14 protein-coding genes are annotated in these 19505 nt (G+C 62.2%); 7 read left to right on the top strand and 7 right to left on the bottom strand.

Annotated features, from left to right (window positions below; all coding sequences use genetic code 11):
• Positions 1 to 129: 129 nt before the first annotated feature.
• Both odhB and SGJ19_06580 read left to right on the top strand, forming a co-directional pair.
• A complete protein-coding gene (gene odhB / locus SGJ19_06585; GenBank protein MDZ4779900.1) occupies positions 130 to 1407 on the top strand; it encodes a 2-oxoglutarate dehydrogenase complex dihydrolipoyllysine-residue succinyltransferase in 1278 nt (425 codons plus the stop codon).
• A gap of 137 nt (positions 1408 to 1544) precedes the next feature.
• Positions 1545 to 2933, top strand: a complete 1389-nt coding sequence (locus SGJ19_06580; protein ID MDZ4779899.1) for a sigma-54 dependent transcriptional regulator — start codon at positions 1545 to 1547, stop codon at positions 2931 to 2933.
• A gap of 100 nt (positions 2934 to 3033) precedes the next feature.
• Here the strand turns inward: SGJ19_06580 and SGJ19_06575 are convergent, their stop codons facing one another.
• The 5 genes from SGJ19_06575 to SGJ19_06555 all read right to left on the bottom strand — a co-directional run bounded on the left by SGJ19_06575 (position 3034) and on the right by SGJ19_06555 (position 12802).
• The gene (locus tag SGJ19_06575; GenBank protein MDZ4779898.1) at positions 3034 to 3834 is read right to left on the bottom strand and encodes a rhomboid family intramembrane serine protease; all 801 of its coding nucleotides are present in this window, start codon (positions 3832 to 3834) and stop codon (positions 3034 to 3036) included.
• A 3-nt stretch (positions 3835 to 3837) separates the two neighbouring features.
• Complete coding sequence (locus SGJ19_06570; GenBank protein ID MDZ4779897.1) at positions 3838 to 4374, bottom strand: 3-hydroxyacyl-ACP dehydratase FabZ family protein; 537 nt, start codon at positions 4372 to 4374, stop codon at positions 3838 to 3840.
• A 514-nt stretch (positions 4375 to 4888) separates the two neighbouring features.
• Positions 4889 to 10858 carry a response regulator gene (locus SGJ19_06565; GenBank protein MDZ4779896.1) on the bottom strand — a complete coding sequence of 1990 codons (5970 nt, stop codon included), beginning with the start codon at positions 10856 to 10858 and terminating at the stop codon, positions 4889 to 4891.
• A gap of 358 nt (positions 10859 to 11216) precedes the next feature.
• On the bottom strand, positions 11217 to 12290 hold the full coding sequence (locus SGJ19_06560; GenBank protein MDZ4779895.1) for a response regulator: 1074 nt from the start codon (positions 12288 to 12290) through the stop codon (positions 11217 to 11219).
• Between the two features lie 47 nt (positions 12291 to 12337).
• Entirely contained in the window at positions 12338 to 12802 is a 465-nt protein-coding gene (locus SGJ19_06555; GenBank protein MDZ4779894.1) for an Hpt domain-containing protein, read from the bottom strand.
• A gap of 285 nt (positions 12803 to 13087) precedes the next feature.
• Here SGJ19_06555 and folD point away from each other — a divergent pair, with 285 nt between their 5' ends.
• A complete protein-coding gene (gene folD, locus SGJ19_06550) occupies positions 13088 to 13963 on the top strand; it encodes a bifunctional methylenetetrahydrofolate dehydrogenase/methenyltetrahydrofolate cyclohydrolase FolD (protein MDZ4779893.1) in 876 nt (291 codons plus the stop codon).
• 114 nt (positions 13964 to 14077) lie between these two features.
• On the opposite strand, the gene SGJ19_06545 is transcribed toward folD, so the two are convergent.
• Together SGJ19_06545 and SGJ19_06540 are read right to left on the bottom strand one after the other, a co-directional pair.
• Entirely contained in the window at positions 14078 to 14380 is a 303-nt protein-coding gene (locus SGJ19_06545; protein ID MDZ4779892.1) for a polyhydroxyalkanoic acid system family protein, read from the bottom strand.
• Positions 14381 to 14523: 143 nt separating this feature from the next.
• The gene (locus tag SGJ19_06540) at positions 14524 to 15498 is read right to left on the bottom strand and encodes an aspartate carbamoyltransferase catalytic subunit (protein ID MDZ4779891.1); all 975 of its coding nucleotides are present in this window, start codon (positions 15496 to 15498) and stop codon (positions 14524 to 14526) included.
• Positions 15499 to 15850: 352 nt separating this feature from the next.
• Between SGJ19_06540 and SGJ19_06535 the strand changes: the two genes are divergently transcribed.
• From SGJ19_06535 to SGJ19_06520, 4 genes are all read left to right on the top strand, one after another.
• Positions 15851 to 16807 (top strand): MoxR family ATPase, encoded by a 957-nt coding sequence (locus SGJ19_06535; GenBank protein MDZ4779890.1) that lies wholly within the window; start codon positions 15851 to 15853, stop codon positions 16805 to 16807.
• Complete coding sequence (locus tag SGJ19_06530) at positions 16804 to 18111, top strand: DUF58 domain-containing protein (GenBank protein MDZ4779889.1); 1308 nt, start codon at positions 16804 to 16806, stop codon at positions 18109 to 18111. The genes SGJ19_06535 and SGJ19_06530 overlap by 4 nt, the downstream gene beginning before the upstream one ends.
• Before the next feature lie 127 nt (positions 18112 to 18238).
• On the top strand, positions 18239 to 18727 hold the full coding sequence (locus SGJ19_06525) for a hypothetical protein (GenBank protein MDZ4779888.1): 489 nt from the start codon (positions 18239 to 18241) through the stop codon (positions 18725 to 18727).
• Positions 18728 to 19000: 273 nt separating this feature from the next.
• Positions 19001 to 19252 (top strand): hypothetical protein, encoded by a 252-nt coding sequence (locus SGJ19_06520; GenBank protein ID MDZ4779887.1) that lies wholly within the window; start codon positions 19001 to 19003, stop codon positions 19250 to 19252.
• The last annotated feature ends 253 nt before the right edge of the window (positions 19253 to 19505 follow it).

The following is a 19505-nucleotide window of genomic DNA, read 5'->3' as shown; positions in this document are numbered from 1 at the left end:
GAAATGATGAATGATGAATGATGAATTGCATTCGCGTTTCTCATTCATCATTCTGCATTCATCATTCATCATTTGCCGCCAAAACAGATTCGGTTCATCGCCTGAACTATCGCACATTCGAGAACGTCCATGTCCATCCCGCTCAAAGTTCCCGCCGTCGGCGAATCGATCACCGAGGTTCAGATCGGCCAATGGTTCAAGCAACCTGGGCAGGCGGTTCGCAAGGACGAGGTGTTGGCGGAAATTGAATCCGACAAGGCCACCGTCGAACTCGTAGCGCCGGAAGCCGGCGTGCTGGAACAGGTGCTGCGCAAGCAGGGCGAAATCGCGAAGGTCGGCGAAGTCATCGGGCAACTCGCGCCTCAGGGCGCGACGACGGCGTCCGAGCCCGCTCAGCCTGCGCCGGAACCGGCGGCAACTCCATCTGCGCCCACGAATGGACCCGCGGCGGCGTCACAGCGCTCGCCCGCGGCGGAAACCACGCACGTGATGCCTTCAGCGCGGCGAGCTTTGGCGGAACAGGGAATCCCCGCCGAGCGCGTCCCGGCCAGCGGCCCCGGCGGACGGTTATTGAAGGAAGACGTCGATCGCTACGCGGCCGCCGAACGGGAGATCGCGCCGGCTGTGCAATCGGCCGCGATGGCCACGGTGCCGTCGCCGACTTCGACGCAAGTGTTTGTGCAGACGGTTGGCTTACCGTCGGACGATCGCGGCGAAGAGATTGTGCCGATGAGCCCGTTGCGGCAGCGCGTCGCGCAACGGCTCGTGGAAGCGCAGCAGGCCGCGGCGCTGCTCACCACGTTCAACGAAGTCGACATGTCCGCCGTGATGGCACTCCGCAAGACGCACCAGGAATCGTTTCAGAAGAAACACGGCGTGAAGGTGGGCTTCATGTCGTTCTTCATTAAGGCGACCATCGAAGCGCTCAAGAGCACGCCGCAGTTGAACGCGGAGATTCGCGGGACGACGATCGCCTACCGCAACTATTACGACATCGGCGTCGCCGTCAGCGGCGGCAAGGGACTCGTCGTGCCGATCCTCCGCAACGTCGAACGGATGAGCTTCGCCGAGATCGAATTGGCGATCGCCGATTTCGGCGCGCGCGCCCGCGAGAACAAAATCGGCCTGGCCGAACTACAAGGAGGCACGTTCACCATTTCCAACGGCGGCGTGTTCGGCTCGATGCTCTCGACCCCGATCGTCAACCCGCCGCAAAGCGGCATCCTCGGCCTGCACGCCATCCAGGACCGCCCGGTCGCCCGCGACGGCCAGGTGGTAATCCGCCCGATGATGTACCTCGCGCTCACCTACGACCACCGCATCGTCGACGGCCGTGAAGCGGTGACGTTCTTGAAGCAGATCAAGGAATTGGTCGAAGAGCCGTCGCGAATTCTGTTGGAGCTGTGAGAGTACGCCATGCGGAGTGTAGCTCGCCTCGCTCCAGCTACTCCACCTACTTGCTTGCTACTTCACCTACTCCGCCTACCACTGCCCACCCACCGCCCCTTTCGCAACTTTCGTCGTTATCCGCTATCATGCCGCTCATGAGCGTCGCCAAAGATGCCCCGGTGCGGGCGCTGATTATCGATAACGACGAAGCCCATGCGCAAGTCGTCGCCGAAAGCCTGGAGCGCATCGGCTACGAATGCACCGTGGCGACGTCGGGCAGCGCCGGCGCGGCGAAGATCGAGAATGACGTCTTCGATCTCGTCATCACCGACCTGATGATGAACGACATCGGCGGGCTGGAAATTCTCGAACAGGCGAAGCGGGAATTGCCGGAGGCCGAGGTGATTCTCGTCACCGGGCATGGGACCGTTCCGTCAGCCGTGCAGGCGATTCAAAAAGGGGCGTTCAATTACCTGCTCAAACCGCTCGACCTGGCCCAACTCCGCGCGGTGTCCGAACGGGCGGTCGAGAGCGGCCGACTACGGCGCACCAACCTGGAATTGAATCGCCGGCTCGATGAAAAGTTCGGTTTCGAGGGGGTGGTCGGTTCCAGCACGGCGATGAACCAGGTGATCGATCGGCTGAAGCGCGTCGCGCCGACCAACGCCAGCGTACTGATCCAAGGCGAGACCGGCACCGGCAAAGAACTCGTCGCCCAGGCAATTCACCAAAACAGCCCCCGTAAGACCAAACACTTCGTCGCGCTGAATTGCGCGGCGCTGAGCGAAACGATCCTCGAAGGAGAACTGTTCGGCAGCATCCCGGGCGCCTTCACCGACGCGCGCGATCGCGTCGGCAAGTTCGAATACTCCCACGGCGGTACGCTGTTTCTGGACGAAGTCGGCGATATGCCGCTGGCCACGCAGATCAAATTGCTGCGCGTGTTGGAAAGCGGGGAGATCACGCGCCTTGGCGCCAACGAATCCGTGAAGGTGAACGTGCGGATTCTCTCCGCCACGAATCGCAACCTGGAAGACGCCATAGCCGCCGGCACGTTTCGCGAAGACCTGTACCATCGCTTGAAGGTCGTGACCGTGGTGCTGCCGCGACTGATCGATCGTCGCGAAGATATTCCGCTGCTGATCGATCACTTCATCCGCTTCTTTGCCAAGCGGCACGAAAAACAGATTCGCGCCATGTCGACGGCCGCGCGCCGCCGGCTGATGGCCTTTCACTGGCCTGGCAATGTCAGGCAGTTACGCAACGTGATCGAAAGCATGGTGGTCGTCGATGGCGACGGCACGCTGGATCTCGATGACCTGCCGAGTGAGTTGGCCGAGCCGACCGACGCCGCTGCCGAATCCGCGCTGCCCGTCACTTCGCAGAGTTTCGCCTCGATGGTCGGCAAGTCGCTCGAAGAGATCGAACTGGCCTTTATCGCCGAAACCCTCAAAGCCACCGCCGGCAACCGCGAAGAAGCCGCCCGCATGCTCGGCATCGGCGAGCGCACGCTCTACCGCAAGATCAAAGACTTCGGGCTCTAAATGTGGGAAGAGTTTGAAGTTTTCAGTGTTCAGTTTTCAGTGAAGGCGTCTTGCCCGGATACTGAAAACTGAACACTGAAAACCTCAAACTCTTCCGCGATCAACTCAGCAGCCCCTCGTCCCGGAACACCGCCTCCTGCGCATCGTCGATCGTCGGTTCGGGTCGCGGGCGCGGGTCGATCCAGGGCATCAACGCCAAACCTCCCGCGAAGCCGCCGACATGCGCCCACCAGGCGACGCCGCCGGCGATGTCGCTCTTAGCGCTGATGTACTGGTACACGAACCAGCCGCCAAGAAACAGGATCGCCGGGAGATCGATCACGGTGAAGAACACGATGATCCAGACGATGGTGTGAATCCGCGCCCAGGGATAAGTGATCGCATAGCCGCCCAGCAGCGCCGCAATAGCGCCGCTCGCGCCGACCATCGGCACCATGCTCGTGGGATCGTCGAGCCATTGCACGCCTGCCGCCATCAATCCGCCGACCAGATAGAACAGCACGTAGCGCAGGCTGCCCAGGCGGTCTTCGATGTTGCCGCCGAAGAGAAACAGGAACCACATGTTGCCGAGCAGATGCCCCCAGCCGCCGTGCATGAACATCGAGGCGAAGATGCTGGAAATCACTTCGTAGCGATCAGGCGGCAACTTGAGCGGTATTTGCGCGATCGCTGGCCGTCCATTTTGCAGCCCCTGGACGGTGACCAACACCTCAATCGCGTCGCCATCCGGCATCTTCGATAGCCGTGCCGGCACGAAGGCATGCTGATAAAGAAACACCTGCTGCGGCAACGGCGCCAGCTGCGAGAACCACAGGAACGAGAGCACGTTGCAGGCGATCAGGGCATACGTGACGAAGGGCGCGCGTTCGCGCGGTACGTCGTCACGAAAAGGGAACAGCATGCATCACCCAACTTGCGGCGCATGAGTGACGCTGCGCGCCGCCGCGATCAGATCTTCGGAGAGTGGAATTCCCTTGATCTTTCCCTCGCAGACGAGGTTCTGATCGACAAAGCATTGAAAGCGCGCCACGATCATCGCGCCGCGGCGGACCTTGAGTAGCTGCGCGATGATCACCAGCCGGTCCCCCGGCTTCACCATGCCGCGGAAACGAACTTCTTCCAAGCCGCCGAAGCCGACCATGCTGGAACCCAGCAGGTCGTGCTTTTGCGAATAATAGCTGGCCATCTGCGCGGCCGCTTCGCACATCACCACGCCCGGCATCAGCGGCATCCCGGGCATATGGCCGCGAATCCAGAATTCGTTCGCGCTGAGATCCTTATAGCCGACGCAGATATTCCGTTCCGCGTCCTCGTAGCAGATGGCCGTCAACTGCTCCATTTCGAAGCGTTGCGGATTGTAATGGCGAATCTCCTCGAGGCTCGCGATCACGCGGCCGAGGTCATATTCCGCGAACTCGATGATGAGGTCTTTAATCGCCACGCCATGCTCCTTGTGCCCCGCCTCGGCCGGAAACATCCACCGCCGGATTCTACTCAGCCGCGCCGGTCACCCGCAACGTCGCGCAAACCGCGCACGAACGAGGAACCATCCCTACGAGCAAGACGACGCCCGATCACCGATACGGACCAGGAGGGCTGCCCGCAACGACCCTAAAGGCCGAAGTCGAATCGACGCAAACGCCACCACTTGGCACGGAATCGCCTAGGTGCGCACCATCTGCCGCTTTTGCTTCCGGGCTTTGCTATTCGCCGGGCGCTTGCCGTGATTGGCCTTCTTCGCTTTGCGATGCGGTTTCGCCATCGTGAGGACTCCTCAGAACATCCAGTGCGGACATGCAAATTGTTGGTATAGCCCCTCAGAGTAGCAGGCCGCCGCCAACGCGGGAAGGGGATTGCTGTTCAGCGAGGCGGCCCCGCGAACCGCTGCCGCGGAGAGAACGCAAATGGGCAACAAGTTCGAGTAGCCGCCCCGGCGTCAGAAAGTCGCGTCCTGACTAACCTTGCTCAGCGATGGCAAACTGGCGTTTCCCGCCGGCGGCCGCCGCCTGGAGCTTGGCGAACAGCTCGTTCGGCTGGATCGGTTTGTTGACGAAGCCGTCCATGCCGGCGTTCAGGCAGCGGTCGCGGACGCCCGGAATGGAGTGGGACGTCATCGCCAGGATCGGTACGTGCAGGCCGCTCCCCTCCTCTTCCCGGCGGATGGCCATCGTGGCTTCCAGGCCGTCCATGCCCGGCATCTCGAGGTCCATCAGCACCACGTCGAACGATTCCTGACGGCAGGCCTCGACGGCTTCGCCGCCATTCTCGGCGGTGGTGACGCGGTGCCCCTTCAGTTCCAGCAGACCGACGGCTACTTCGCGGTTGACCGGGCTGTCATCGGCCAGTAAGACGTGGAGCGAGCGGTCGGTTGTCGCGGCCGCGCGCGTCGACGTGTCCGACGTTCCCGCTCGGCGGAAACGGCGGATCGCGGCGGCGATATCGCTGTACTTGGCCGGCTTTGTGAGCACCACGCCGTGCGCCAGTTCTGACGAGGAGTCGGCTGCCAGCATCGGGCTGTCGCAGGGCGCCAGCATGACGACTGGTAAGTCGACCAAGTCCGGCGTCGAACGGATGAGTTCCAGGATGGCGGGGCCGTCGTCATCGGCTAAGCCCGCGTCGATGACGGCGACTTCGAACGGATGGTCTGTCGTGGAGGCCCGGAGTAACTCCGCAAAACCTTCGCTCGCGGAACTTGCAGCGCTGACCACAGCGCCTAGGGCGCTCAGTGATTCACTGGTCCAAGTGCGGGCCACGGCATGATCGTCGATCACCAATACCCTCGCGTCATTCAACGGCGAGGAGTGGTCGCCCAATTCCGCGGATTCTGTATCGTTGGTCAACTCGACGACGAAATGAAACGCGCTGCCGCGCCCTGATTCGCTTTCGACCCAGATGCGCCCGCTCATCATCTGCACGAGCTGTGAAGAGATTGCCAAACCCAGGCCGGTGCCGCCATAGCGCCGCGTCGTCGAGCTATCGGCCTGCTTGAACGATTCGAAGATTACGTCTTGTTTGTCGAGCGGAATGCCGATGCCGGTGTCTTGCACGACGAAGTGGAGTCGCACGCCCGATTTGGCGCGTTTCTCCAGACTGACATCGATCGAGATCATGCCCTTTTCGGTGAACTTGACGGCGTTGCCCACCAGGTTGTCGACGATCTGCCGCAGCCGCGTGGGGTCGCCGCAGACCCTCGCCGGCACCTCCGACTGGACGCGATAGGTCAATTCCAGCGGTTTGCCGGCGATGCAGCGCGAGCGCACGACCAGGGCGTCGCCGACGACGTCGCGGACGTCGAACGGGACCACTTCCATTTCCAGCTTGCCGGCCTCGATCTTGGAGATGTCCAACAAGTCGTTCAGCAACCGGAGCAGCGAATCGGCCGATTGTCGCACCACGCCCAGGTAGTTGTGCTGTTGCGGATTCAATGAGGTACGCAAAGCCAGCTCGGTCATCCCGATGATGCCGTTCATCGGCGTGCGGATTTCGTGGCTGACCATCGCCAGGAACTTGCTTTTCGCTTCGTTGGCAGCCTCGGCCGTTTCCTTTGCGGACCGCAATTGCTCTTCCGCCTGACGTAGCTCCGCGGCGATTTTCTCCAGTTTGCGGTTGGAGCGAGATAATTGCTGTGACCGGGCTTCGACGGCGGCGGTTCGTTCGGCGACGCGCAGTTCCAAGGTTTCGTTGAGCTGTTGCAATTGCTGAAAGCCGTCGGCGTTTTCGAGCGCGGCGCCGGTGATCGTGGCAATAAAGTCCGCCAAGCGCAATTCGTTCTCGCCGAACAAATCCCGGACTTGCTGATGCGCCACGTAGAGGCAGGCCGCGACCTCGCCGCGGACGTAAATCGGCGCGCATAAACTGGAGGCCTCGACATGCTCCACGCCAAAGTCCGCGGCGGATTCGTCCAGCGTCAACGCGCGCCCTTTGCGCAGCGCTTCGTCCACGAGCTTCAAGTTCGGCGTCAGCTCGCAGTCGCCGCTGAGCGGCGTGGAATGCAATCGGCCGTGTTCCCGCATGGGCCGAAGCACCAGGCACCGTTCGCCACGTAAGAGGCGAATGGCCGCGCGATGCGCTTCTTCGACGATCGTTTCCGTCGAGAGCGCGGAAGCGATCTTACGGCCGTCTTCCAGTACCGTGTCGAATCGATCGATCAGCGACAGCGTCGTTACCTCGGACGGCGTATCCGCGTCCGCGCGATTGCCCTGCGCGCGTAGCTCGAAGGAGCGAAGCTCCGCTTCCGCGTGAACGAATTCTTCTTGCGCGTCGCGCCAGCCCAGTTCCAGTCCAACGCGTGCCCGCAGATGCAAAGTTTGAGCGTACTCGAATTCCGCGCGCTGCCGCCGGGCGATACTGAGGCTGCGATTGAACAACGACCTTGCGCGCCACGACTTACCTTGCATCGCGGCGACCGCGGCGGCCTCGCGCAGCGCGTGTGGCAAATCGTTGCGGAACCGGCGGGCGGTCCACAGTGCTTTGCGCGCCGCTTTCGCGGCCAATCGCAACGCCTTGCGCCGCTGGCGGGGCGTCAGGCCCTGGCGCCGTTCGGCGATCAGCCGGCGCGCGGTCGCCAACCAGGCCAGGTTCGGCGTGGTGTAGGGATTCTGCACCGCCGCCTCACGGGCAATCCGTAGCGCCGTTTCGAACGTCTGCACAGCGCCGTCCAGATCGTTGGCGCCGATCTGCCGCACGCCTTCGGCGAGCATCAACTGTGCGTTGCCTTGCGCGTCGTGACGCGCGCGGGCCAATTCGCGCGCGACGATGTCTTCGGGCAAACGACCTTGCGTCGCCCGCGACCAGACATCGAGACTGATGGCGGCGGCTTGTTCATCCCCGAGACGCACGCCGGATTCGTGATTCTTTCGCGCCTGATCGATGGCCTCGTCCAATCGACCCAATCGAAACAGCGCCGCTGCGACCTGATAGCGGGCGATATGCACTTCCCAGTAATCGCCGGTTCGTTCCAGGAGGCGCACGCCTTCCAGGCCGCGTTCCACGCTTTCGACGTAGTCGCCCGCGCAGAAGTGTACGACGCCGTGGTAACTGAGTGACTGCCCTTGGCCCCAAACGTCGTCCAAGTCGCGACGGATTTGCAGCGACTTCTGCACGTACTTCAAGCCGCGCCCGTTCCAGGGGATCAGGCTCATCGCCGGCGCGTGTTCGGAGTACGACTGGGCGAGCTCCAACGTCGGCGCATAGCGCTCACCCAGGTTCATACCGCGAATATGCGTCCACAGGACGTGAACCTTGCTCCGCACAAACCAGTAGCCGTGGGCCAGCTTGCTATGTAGTCGCCAGGTGAGCAACTCTTCTTTGCTCGGCGGTTCCTTCCTCCGACCGACTGCCAGTCTGGGGAACAAGCTATGCATCGTTTGGATGCAAGTTTCCCACACGAGCAACGAAGCAAACGTGACGAAGCGGGTCGGCACACGGCGTTTGAGTAAGCGCAGCGCTTGTTCGAACGACGTCGTGGCGGATTCCATGTCGCCGCGTTTGAAGGCCAGCTCGCCGAGCTTGCCGAGAATCTGCGCCCGCGAGAACGCGCCCTCAGCCAACTCGGCCGCGCCGCGCAGCAGTTGCGCCGCGGCGTCGTAACGGCCGCGCAACATCAGCACGTCGCCCAGCCCTTCGGCGATGCGATATTGCGTACTGGAATCCGCCTGCGATGCGCCTCGCTGGGCGATGCGATACTGCTGTTCGGCGACTTCGAGCGAGTGCTGCTGGCGTGCTAGCTCCGCGGCTTCGAGCGCGTAGCCGAGGGCCAAATAGCTCTCGCCGGCGGCGTCGAAGTGATAGGCCAAATCAAACGCATTGCCGCGCAGATGCTTGCGCAGGTGCAACGCCGCGCGGTAGTGCAGATGACGGCGCTCTTCAGCGGTCAGTCGCTCTAACAGTGCCGTGCGGATCTTATCGTGGACGAAGACACCGCGTCCGCCGTCCGGACGCAACCAGATCAAACAGCGGCGCCGCGCTATGTCGAGCGTTGAAATTGCTTCCGTCGCGGGATGCGCGGCAAGTTGGACCGCGATTTCCAAGTCGAACTCTTTGCCGAGCACCGCGCCGACGGTCAGCAAGTCGATTGCGTGGCGCGGCAGCAAATCCAACCGTCGGGCCAAGAACGACGCCGCGTGGCGCGACGATTGCAAATCCGCGATCGCCAACGGTTCGACGCGCCAGACGCCGCCCATGGTTTCGAGGGCGCCGGATTCGACCAAGCCGCGCAACACCGCGGAAGCCATAAACGGACTGCCGCCGGAGAGGCGTTCGACGACCTCGAAGACCTGTTCCGGCACCTGGCCGGCCATCGTCTCGACGAGTCGGCGGACGTCGGTCGCGGTCAATCGCTCCAGGCTGACGTGCGCCGTCGGTCGCAGTTGCCGCAACGCATGCCGTTCGTCCACTTCCTCGGTCCGATACGCCACGACCAGCATCGAGTGGCGCTTGACCGTAGATTCATCCGCCCGCCGGTTCGCCCAGTGCGCGATGAGCTTAACGGCTTGTTCGTCGGCCCACTGGCAGTCGTCGAGAATGATCAGCACCGGCCGATCCGGTTGGCCGAGCGCATCCAGGAATTGTGAGATCGCCTGGATGCTGCGGGCTTCACCGAACGCTTCGGGCCCCAATGTCTGGCGCGACTTCCAGCCCAGCGCGTTAGCGAGCCGTGGCAAGGCGGAGCACAGGGCGTCTTGATGTTCGCCCAGTCGTTCGCGAATCGGCTCGAGAACCGTGGAATCGACGACCAATTCGCCAATGATCTGCTCGACGACTCCTTCCAGCAACTGGAATGGGTGCTGGCCGATGTCACTGGAACCCTGTCCGCGCAAGACGCGCACGCCGCGGCGCGCGGCGCGTTGCGCCAATTCATCGAGCAAGCGCGTCTTGCCGCCGCCCGATTCGCATTCCACGACCGCGAGCGCCGCGCAACCGACGCTGGCCTGCAGCATCTGATGGTCGAGCTGCGCCAACTCCATAGTGCGGCCGACGAACGACGGTTCCGTCACCGTGCAACGCTGATCGCACTGCCCAATTACGATGTCCGGTTCGTGTTCCCCGCGTCGGCAGGCCTCTTCGATTTGTTCGATGTCCCGCAAGACTGCCAGCGCGGATTGATAACGATCGCGCGGATCTTTCCGCAGCAATCGCTGAATCACCTCGTCGAGCGCCCGGGGCGCCGGCAACCCCATGCTGCGCAAGTCAGGCACGCGTGACGTCATGTGCTGCAAGAGCACCGCGCCTACCGTGTCGCTTTGGAACGGAGGCCGGCCCGCGAGGCACTCGAAGAGCAGGATGCCGAGTGCGTAGAGGTCGGCGGCTTCGCTCACATCATAGTCGAGCGAGCCGGCTTGTTCAGGCGAGAGATAGCGCGCCGCCAAAGCCGCGGAACGCGAGCTTTCCTGCGGGTCGCGCAACGAGGCCACGAAGCCAAAATCCACCAGGCTCGCGTCATCCACTTCGCCGCGCAACACGACGCTGGTCGGCTTCAAGTTGCGATGCAAGATGCCGCAGGCGTGCAACTCCACGAGTCCCGTCGTCACGGCGCGCGCCAGGCGCAGCGTTTCCGCGACGGAGAGCGGCCCCTCGGAAAGCCGTTGCAGCAGCGTGGAACCACGCACATAAGCGCGGACCCAATACCAGCGCGGCCCATCAGCGAAAAACTCGTGAAACTGCGCGAGCCAGGGGCTATCCAAGCGGCTTAGCAACGTCGCTTCGTGGGCAAGCCGCATCTCGACGGCCGGTGTAACGAGCTCGTTCGACAGCCGATGCAACACCACGCGTTTGCGCTGCCGTGGATCGTCCGCCAGAAAACAGGCGTGGCCGCGCCGATCGGAGAGCGTCTGCTCGATCGAATAGCGCGAAGCCACCCAGACCTGCGTGGCGGAGTCTCCGCCAGCGCCGTCCGGTTCGTCGCGGCTATCGCTCGTATTTGGCATGGCGCTCAGCGAGGAACAAAGACGGCGAGCCGCAACCCTATGCCGCGCCGCACTATCGCTGCGCGCATCTGCCGACCCCGGAGCAAGTTTAGGTTCATGCTCTCAGTGCGGCGCAGACTCGCCCCGCCACGGCGGGGGCGCGACGATGATCGTTCAAACTGAATCGCCCAATCATTCCGAATCTAAGCATCGCGCCAATTGCGCGGGCAGTCGACGATTCTGTTGTGGCACGGTCTCCCGACCGTACCACTGCGGGCGATATCAAGAATTGGAGACCTTCGGTCCATCCAGCGGCACGGTCGGGAGACCGTGCCACAACCACGGAACCCCCTCCGTGCCTCCGTGGTGAATCCCCGCGCTACACCTTCGCCATGCCCACGCCATTGTCGCTGGAATCCTGCCATTCGCGCAAGGCGTCGGCTTCCTGCTCCGCGGCGTCGCAGAACTGCGATTTGATATCAAGGATCTGGTCTTCAATCGCCAGGAAGGCGTCCACCATATATGGATCGAAGTGCGAGCCGCGTCCTTCGACGATGATGGATTTCGCGACGTCGTGGCTATAGGCCGGCTTGTAGACGCGCCGTGTCGTCAACGCGTCGTAGACGTCGGCCACGGCGACGATCCGTCCGCAGAGCGGAATCTGTTCGCCGCGCAACCCGCGCGGATAGCCACCGCCGTCGAAGCGTTCGTGATGCGTGAGCGCGATGTCGCGGGCCATCTGCAAGAACTTTGCGCTCGGGTACGCGCTGGCCGCCGCGTCGAGCGTCGCCGCGCCGATCGGCGAGTGTTGCTTCATGATCTCGAATTCCTCGGCCGTCAACCGGCCGGGCTTCAAGAGGATTGCATCCGGAATGCCAACCTTGCCGATGTCGTGCAACGGACTCGTCAGATAGATCATCTGCGCGAAATCGCCGTCGATCGTTCCCCGGTAACGCTCGGTCTTCGAGAGTTGCACCGCGAGCGCATAGCAGTAAGCGCGAATGCGTTCCAAGTGCGCGCCGGTGTCGGGATCGCGGGCTTCGGCGAGTTTCGCCAGGCTGAAGATGACGATATCCCGGCTTTCCAGCGTGAGGATTCGCTCCGCCACGCGCAGTCGTACGTAAAGCTCATACGGATCGAACGGCTTCGTCAGGAATTCGTCCGCGCCGGCATTCAGGCCGTCGACGACGTTTTGCGTGCCGCTCCGCGACGTGAGCAGGATGAAGTAAATGTACCCGCTCGATCCGCGGCGGCGGATTTCGCGGCAGAGTTCCGGGCCTGTCATGTGGGGCATTTCCCAGTCGGACACGACCAACTGAAAGCGTCCGGTGCGCACTTGCTCCAGCGCCTCTTGACCATTGGTCGCGCGCGTGACGTGATAGCCGAATCGCGTCAGCGCATGTTCCAGCAGGTCGAGGGCATCGGGATCGTCGTCAACGGTGAGTACGTGCATCTCAGCCTTTCGCAAATGCGTGTCGCGTAATCCGGCGACTGCGTGAATCAATTCCTGGCGTCGCGACGAAACGTCGCGCTGGCTGCTTGAAAACGGCTCCAGGCCTCCGGCAGCCGGTCATAGACCGATTGCGCTCGCTCAAGGTTCTCCGAGAGCGCGGCGGTTTCCAATTCCGCGGCCAGCCCTGCAAGTTCATCGGCCGCGGCATTGGCACATGCGCCCTTGAAGCGATGGGCCGCCTTCGCGACGGCTTCGGGATCGCCCCCGGTCAACTCCGCCCCGATTACTTGAAACTCGGGCTCAAAACGCGTTTCGAAACTATTCAGTACGCGTTCCACGAGTTGCCGGCTGCCGAGGCAGCGTTCCAACAACTGCGGCACGTCGAACGGTCGATTCGATCCAGCAACGGAACTTCGCGCCGGTCCCAGGCCGTCGAAGATCGTCGGAGAGATGGCCCCCGTCGCGCCCCAGGTGGCCATGCGTGGGGCGCCGGTATCAAATGAATCGTTCATGGGAACCAACCTTGCGAGCACCGAATTATTAAGACGCCCGAGGGTCCGCTGACGCCTGCGGCAAGCCTACACCTCTGGGTGGGCGTGAGCGGATCGCGCAACTCTAGCCCGTGCTGGATATCCAGGCAAAGTATGGACAATCAAGCCGACTGCGGTGCGAACGCAATATCCGGCGCAATCGGAACATTCGTCGCGCCGACGCCCTCCATCCCTTTCATTCCGGCCGTGCTAAAATGCCCGTTGCGACGACCGTGATCGAATTCGAGCCAGGAAAAGGCGTACGACGTGACGGCAAAACTGCTGGATGGCAAGGCTCTCGCGGAGCAGATTCAACAGGAAATCGCCCTGGAAGCGGCGGCGTTTCGCGCACGCACGGGCGTGACGCCCTGTCTGGCCGCCGTGTTGGTCGGCGACGACGCGGCCAGCGACGTCTACGTGCGCAACAAGCGGCGCGACTGTGAACGCGCCGGACTAACCAGCCAGCTGCATCGCTATGATGGCGCGATGACCGAAGCGGAACTGTTGGCGCTCGTCGAGCGACTGAACGCCGACGCCGCGGTGCATGGCATCCTGGTGCAGTTGCCGTTGCCGCGGCATATCAACACGTCGCGCGTACTGGAAGCGGTTGATCCCCTCAAGGACGTTGACGCATTTCACCCAGAGAATGTCGGTCGCATCGTACAAGGTCAGCCGCGGTTTCTGCCTTGCACGCCGTATGGGGTGATCGAGCTGTTGCGGCGCAATGACGTGGCGATTGCGGGTGCGCACGCGGTGATCCTGGGGCGCAGCGACATCGTTGGCAAACCGCTGGCGAACATGCTGGTGCAGCGGGGCCTCGACGCCACGGTGACCGTCTGCCATAGCCGCACGCGCAATCTGCCGGAACTGACCCGTCAGGCGGACGTATTGATCGCCGCCATCGGCCAGCCCAAATTCGTCACCGCCGAAATGGTGAAACCCGGCGCTGTGGTCATTGACGTCGGCATCAACCGGACCGACGCGGGACTCGTCGGCGACGTGGATTTTGCGAGCGTGAGCGAAGTCGCATCGCTGATCACGCCCGTCCCCGGCGGAGTGGGTCCACTCACGCGAGCCATGCTACTGAAAAACACGCTCACCGCGGCGGACTTGCAGACCCGCAGGTCGCAAGCAACGGCATAGTCTCCTTTCGCTCCGCGAAAGGGCATTTCCTTTCGCGGAGCGAAAGGAGACTGAGGGGCGCGCGAAAACTGAATTCTGCGTGTGAAAGAGCAACAGCGGCCGACAACCATCCCCCTATCTCAAGCACCGCTCCAGCTCGTCCCGAATTCCCTTCTCGATCTGGCCCTTGAACATCATCGCCGCGAAGGGGATGTCGCCGACGAACTTCGCGGTGGCTTCCTCCACCGTGAGCGAGCCCTTAATCGTGATGCCGAACGTCGTCATCGCGAAGTTGAGCACGTTCTCCTGCCATTCGCCTTCCATCGAGCTGACCTTGTCAGCGTACTTTTGCTTTACGCGCTCCAAGAACGTCTTGAGCTTTTCGAGCGAGGCTTCCTTGCCGTGATTGTGCGGGATATCGAGAGTGATTTTGGGCATGGGAGGGAGGAGGAAAGGAGTAGAGGAGTAAAGGAGATTCTTGTGGGGCGGGCCGCGCTCGATGCGCGACGATGCTATTCTAACGCGCGATGCGGAAAGGAAAGCCGTTTCCACGGGGAAACGTCAGGCCCGCCGGTAGCGGACTAGCGATCGGCGTCCACTGAACTCGGTCCGCAGCAGAGCCACAGCACCGCCATGCGGATGGCGAGGCCGTTGTTGACTTGCTCCAGAATGACCGAGTGCGGGCCGTCGGCCACGTCGGGCGTGATTTCGACGCCACGATTGATCGGGCCGGGGGCCATGATCAGGATGTCGCTCTTCGCGCGAGCCATCCGCTCCCGGGTCATCGCATAGAGCAACGCATATTCCCGCACGGAGGGAAACGGCCGCGTCGAGAGCCGCTCGAATTGAATCCGCAACAGGTTCAGCACGTCCACCCGGGGAATCACGTCGTCGAGGTTATAAGAAACCTCGATGCCCAACTCTTCCCAGCGCTTCGAGACCAACGTCGAAGGACCGCAGACGATCACATGCGCGCCAAGCTTTTTCAGGCCCCAGATGTTGGAACGGGCCGTCCGGCTGTGAGCGATATCGCCGACCAGTCCGACCGTCAGTCCGGCCAGGCTGCCGCGATGTTGCCGGATCGTCAGAATATCGAGTAGGCCTTGCGTCGGATGCTCGTGCGGGCCGTCGCCGCCGTTGATCACCGTGCAGGACAACGTCTGCGCCAGCAAGTGCGGCGTGCCGGGCGTGCGGTGTCGGACCACGACGGCATCGATGCCCATCGCTTCGATGGTCTTGGCAGTATCGATGAACGTCTCGCCTTTGGAAACGCTCGATCCGGTCGACGAGAAGTCGATCGTGTCGGCCCCCAGCCGCCGCGCCGCCAAGGAAAAGCTGGTCCGGGTCCGTGTCGAGTTCTCGAAGAACAAGTTGGCGCAGGTTTTACCGGCCAGCACGTTCAACTTGCGGCGGCAATCGCCGGTGGCGCGTTTAAAATGCTCCGCGGTGTCGAGGACCGCGTTCACCTCGTCTGCCGAAAGCTCTTCCAAGCCCAGCAAATGACGCCGCGTCCAACAACTGGCGCGCATCGGCGGTTCCAAGGCGGGGGCGGACATAGTGCTTCGATTTTAGTTGAGCGACGGGAATTCGTACACCCGGCGGCGTCGGAATGCCAGGGCGAGTGAAATGTTGGAGATGTGTAGCTCGAACAGCTGTGGGAGGCGTCTCCGACGCCGACGGAATTGGCGCTTTTTGCGAGAACTTCCCGAAGCTGAACGCTCGCGTCATTCCCATCGGCGTCGGAGACGCCTCCCACAGTCGAAAGCGGATCGGCGGTCGTCGAAAACGCTGCTGGCGCGAACTGGCGGATGCCGACAGGAAATGCCGGAAACAGCTTGCAACCGGCGCGCGCTTCTGCCATTGATGGAGGCTACGGAACAGGCACACGACGAGAAGGGGGGAGGCGGGATGAATCCTGCGCCGCAGACGGCTAAGAAGATCATCGCCAATGTCGAAAAGGTCATCATCGGCAAGCGGCAGGAAATCATCCTGTCGTTGGTGGCCTATTTCTGCGATGGGCATATCCTGCTGGAAGACGTGCCGGGCGTCGCCAAGACCATGCTCGCCCGGGCGCTGGCCGCCAGCGTGGGCTGCAAGTTCAAGCGGCTGCAATGCACGCCTGACTTGCTGCCCACCGACGTCACCGGGGCCTCGGTGTTCGATCCCAAGACGACGGAGTTTTCGTTTCGCCCCGGGCCGATCTTCGCGCAGATCGTGCTGACGGACGAAATCAACCGCGCAACGCCGCGCACGCAGGCGGCACTGTTGGAGGCGATGGCCGAAGGGCGCGTCACTGTCGACGGCAACACCTATGACCTGGAAAAACCATTCCTGGTGATCGCCACGCAGAACCCGGTCGATCATGAAGGGACGTTCCCGTTGCCGGAAGCGCAGCTCGATCGGTTCCTGATTCGCTTGAGTCTTGGCTATCCCTCGCGTGACGATGAGTTGGCGATGCTCGATCGATTGCAGCGGCGGCATCCAATTGAGACGTTGTCCGCGGTCGTGTCAGCGGCAGAATTGATCGAATGCCAGCAGGCGATTCGCGAAGTCTACGTCGATGATAAGGTGCGCAGTTATATCTTGGACATCGTGCGGATCACTCGCGAACATCTCGATGTGGCGCTCGGCGCGAGTCCTCGGGCGTCGCTGGCGCTGTTTCGTACGTCCCAGGCGCTCGCAGCCGTGCGCGGTCACAATTTTGTGATGCCCGACGATGTGAAGCGGATGGCCGGCCCGGTGTTGATGCATCGGTTGATTCTCAAACCGGAAAGCCGGCTCCGCCGCGTCACGGCGGCGAAAGTGGTCGATGAAATCCTGGCGGCGGTGCCGGTGCCGGCCTTGCCAGCGGCGGCCGCGACATGAGATGGCTCGCAGCGGCACTCGCGCTGTTGCTGTTGGTCGTATTCTTGCGACTGCGGTTGCTCGTTTACGCCTTCTATGTGTTGACCGCGCTGTTTTTGGTCAGCCGCTGGTTGTCGCGCCGCTGGGGGGCGAATGTTTCCGCCACGCGGGAATGCAATCGCGAAGTGGCCGAGATCGGCGATTCCGTCGCGGTCGTCGTGAAACTGACGAACGTCGGCCGGTTGCCGATCCCCTGGGTGCTGGCGGAAGACTTGCTGCCGCGCGGGCCGCTCATTCAGCGGCCACCACGATTGAAGGTGAGCGGCCGGCGCATCGGCGTGGCGATGCTGGCTGCCGGCGGTCAAAAGACCATGTATTACCAACTCCATTTCGAGATGCGGGGTTACTACCAGCTCGGCCCCACGGTGCTGGAAACCGGCGATCTGTTCGGGCTGCATCGCCGGTTCACGGTCCATGCGCGGCCGAGTTACGTGCTCGTCTATCCGCGCGTGGTGCCGCTGTTGGGATACGACATCGCGTCGAAGCGCCCGATCGGCGAGGTGCGATTTTCGTACCGACTGTTCGAGGACCCCACGCGCATCTCCGGCGTGCGGCAGTATCAAGACGGCGACCCGATGAGCCGCATCCACTGGCGCGCCACGGCGCGGACTGGCAAGCTGCACTGCAAAACGTATGAACCGTCGACGATTGCCGGCGCGTGCATGTTGCTGAGCTTTCATCGCGATGGCTACTTGCCTGGGAACGAACCCGTGGCTTCGGAGTTAGCGATCACCACCGCGGCCTCACTGGCAAACGCGCTCTTCGAGCTGGGACAGCAAATCGGCCTGGTAACCAATGGCCGCGACGCCGCCGACCGCGTGCGCGAAGAAGGTTGGGAGCATGACTATCGCACGCGATCCGCGGCGCAAGAATCGGCCGCGATGGCGCAGAAAAACGATCGGCTGCGGCCGGTGATCGTCGAGACTGGGCGCGGGCCGGAGCAACTCACGCGCATCCTGGAAACGCTTGCGCGGCTGGAATTCACCGACGGATTGGCGATGCACGAACTGATCATGGAATCGCGGAGCCGCCTGCCGCGCGACGCCACGGTACTGGCAATTCTCTCGCACGTCGACGCGCACACCGCCGCCGCGCTTGGCGGCCTGGCCAGGAACGGTTACGCCGTGGCGGCCGTACTGGTCACGCTCGATGAGAACCTGCATTTCGACTCGGCGAGCCGCCTCCTCGCCGAGGGCATCGTCCCCCGCCGCGTGCGCAGCGAGGAAGAACTCGCGCAACTTTGTTCCACCGGCCTGGTGCGGTAGTGCGGCACTGTCTCCTTTCGCTCCGCGAAAGGATCCGGACCTTTCGCGGAGCGAAAGGAGACGATGAGCGCCGCGGCTAGATCGCGCTTTTGCCCTGCAGCCACGCATCCTTCACAATGCGGACATCATGAAACCACGCTTTTCCATTCTCACGTTGCTGGGCATCACGACATATATCGCGGTGGTGGTTGCCGCTATCAACACTCCCACTAACCAAGTGGTGAACGCAATTGCGTTTTATAGCTGGGTGGGCGTGATGGTCATCCTTGCGGCATTGGCCGCCCAAGTGACGTCCGCATTAACGGTATTCGCTCGCGGCTGCCTGTTTACATCCCTCATCTATTTTGTCGTGGGGTGGAGTGGTATTAACTTTCTTCTCCCGGGACCAGAGATGCCAAATCAATATCTGTCTGAAAGGCTGATCGAGCGTGCAGAATTAATGACACCGCCAGCGGGCTCTAGCCGGCACTTGCAGGAATTCTATGCTGGCCATTACATCTGGAGGCACGTGCTACACAATTGCTCTCTGGCCTTCGGCCTATTCGGCGGGTCCTTGGCACTCTGGCGATACCGTGTCCAGGAGCGCCGGGCCAACCAGAAGAGGTCCGGGGAATGAGTGACAATCCCTACGCCTTGCCCAAGTCGTCCACAAAAACATCACGGCTCAAGCGAGCCCGGCGGAATCCGTGGCTCCTGGGCGGAATGACGCTGTGCTTCTTGAAGCTCACACACAGTTTGATTTACCGAATTCTTGACTTCTTTGGACCCATCTGGGACGCGAGGGAATGGGAGACCGTGCTTTGCCTGCCAGCGAGCGTCTTCATGACCGGCCTCTTTGCATACCTGACGTACGTAGAAATTCACGGCCGACTTGTGCGTGGAACGGCGAGTGGGTGACAATCCCTATCAATCACCGCAGTCGGATTTAACGCCGCCCGATTTGCGGCTCAGGCGGGACAAGCTGCAGGCGTGGCTAAAAGACCGGCTGCTGCTGGTGCTAACCGGATGCGGAGTCTTCGCGTTCATCATGGTGGTTGCTTTTGTCAACAACTCAGCCGCGCAGGGGGCTTTAGCGGTACTAGCCATCATCGCGTGGTGGTCTCTTCAAAACCGCCTATTCCAGAAGAAAACTCCCCAGTAGCCTCCAATTGCCGGGGAAACCATCAATCCGATGGGACGACGGCGCATCCAGCGGAGTTTCCGCTCTCGACGCCTCGGCATCCCAAATACCCCCGAAGCAACGCTTTTCATAGAGACTCTCGACTTACTGTGGAATCGCAAGATGTTGAACGACATCGGCTTGGCGATTTCGAGTCTGTTTCGACTTGATTCAACGACTAGAACCAGATCATAACAAGTAAGGTGTGAGTTAGTTGCGCACGCAGTTCAACTGG

It is taken from the genome of Planctomycetia bacterium, assembly GCA_034440135.1.
Taxonomy (GTDB): domain Bacteria; phylum Planctomycetota; class Planctomycetia; order Pirellulales; family JALHLM01; genus JALHLM01.
The sequence above is the reverse complement of the archived record's forward strand: the minus strand, read 5'-3'. Positions and strand labels throughout refer to the sequence as shown.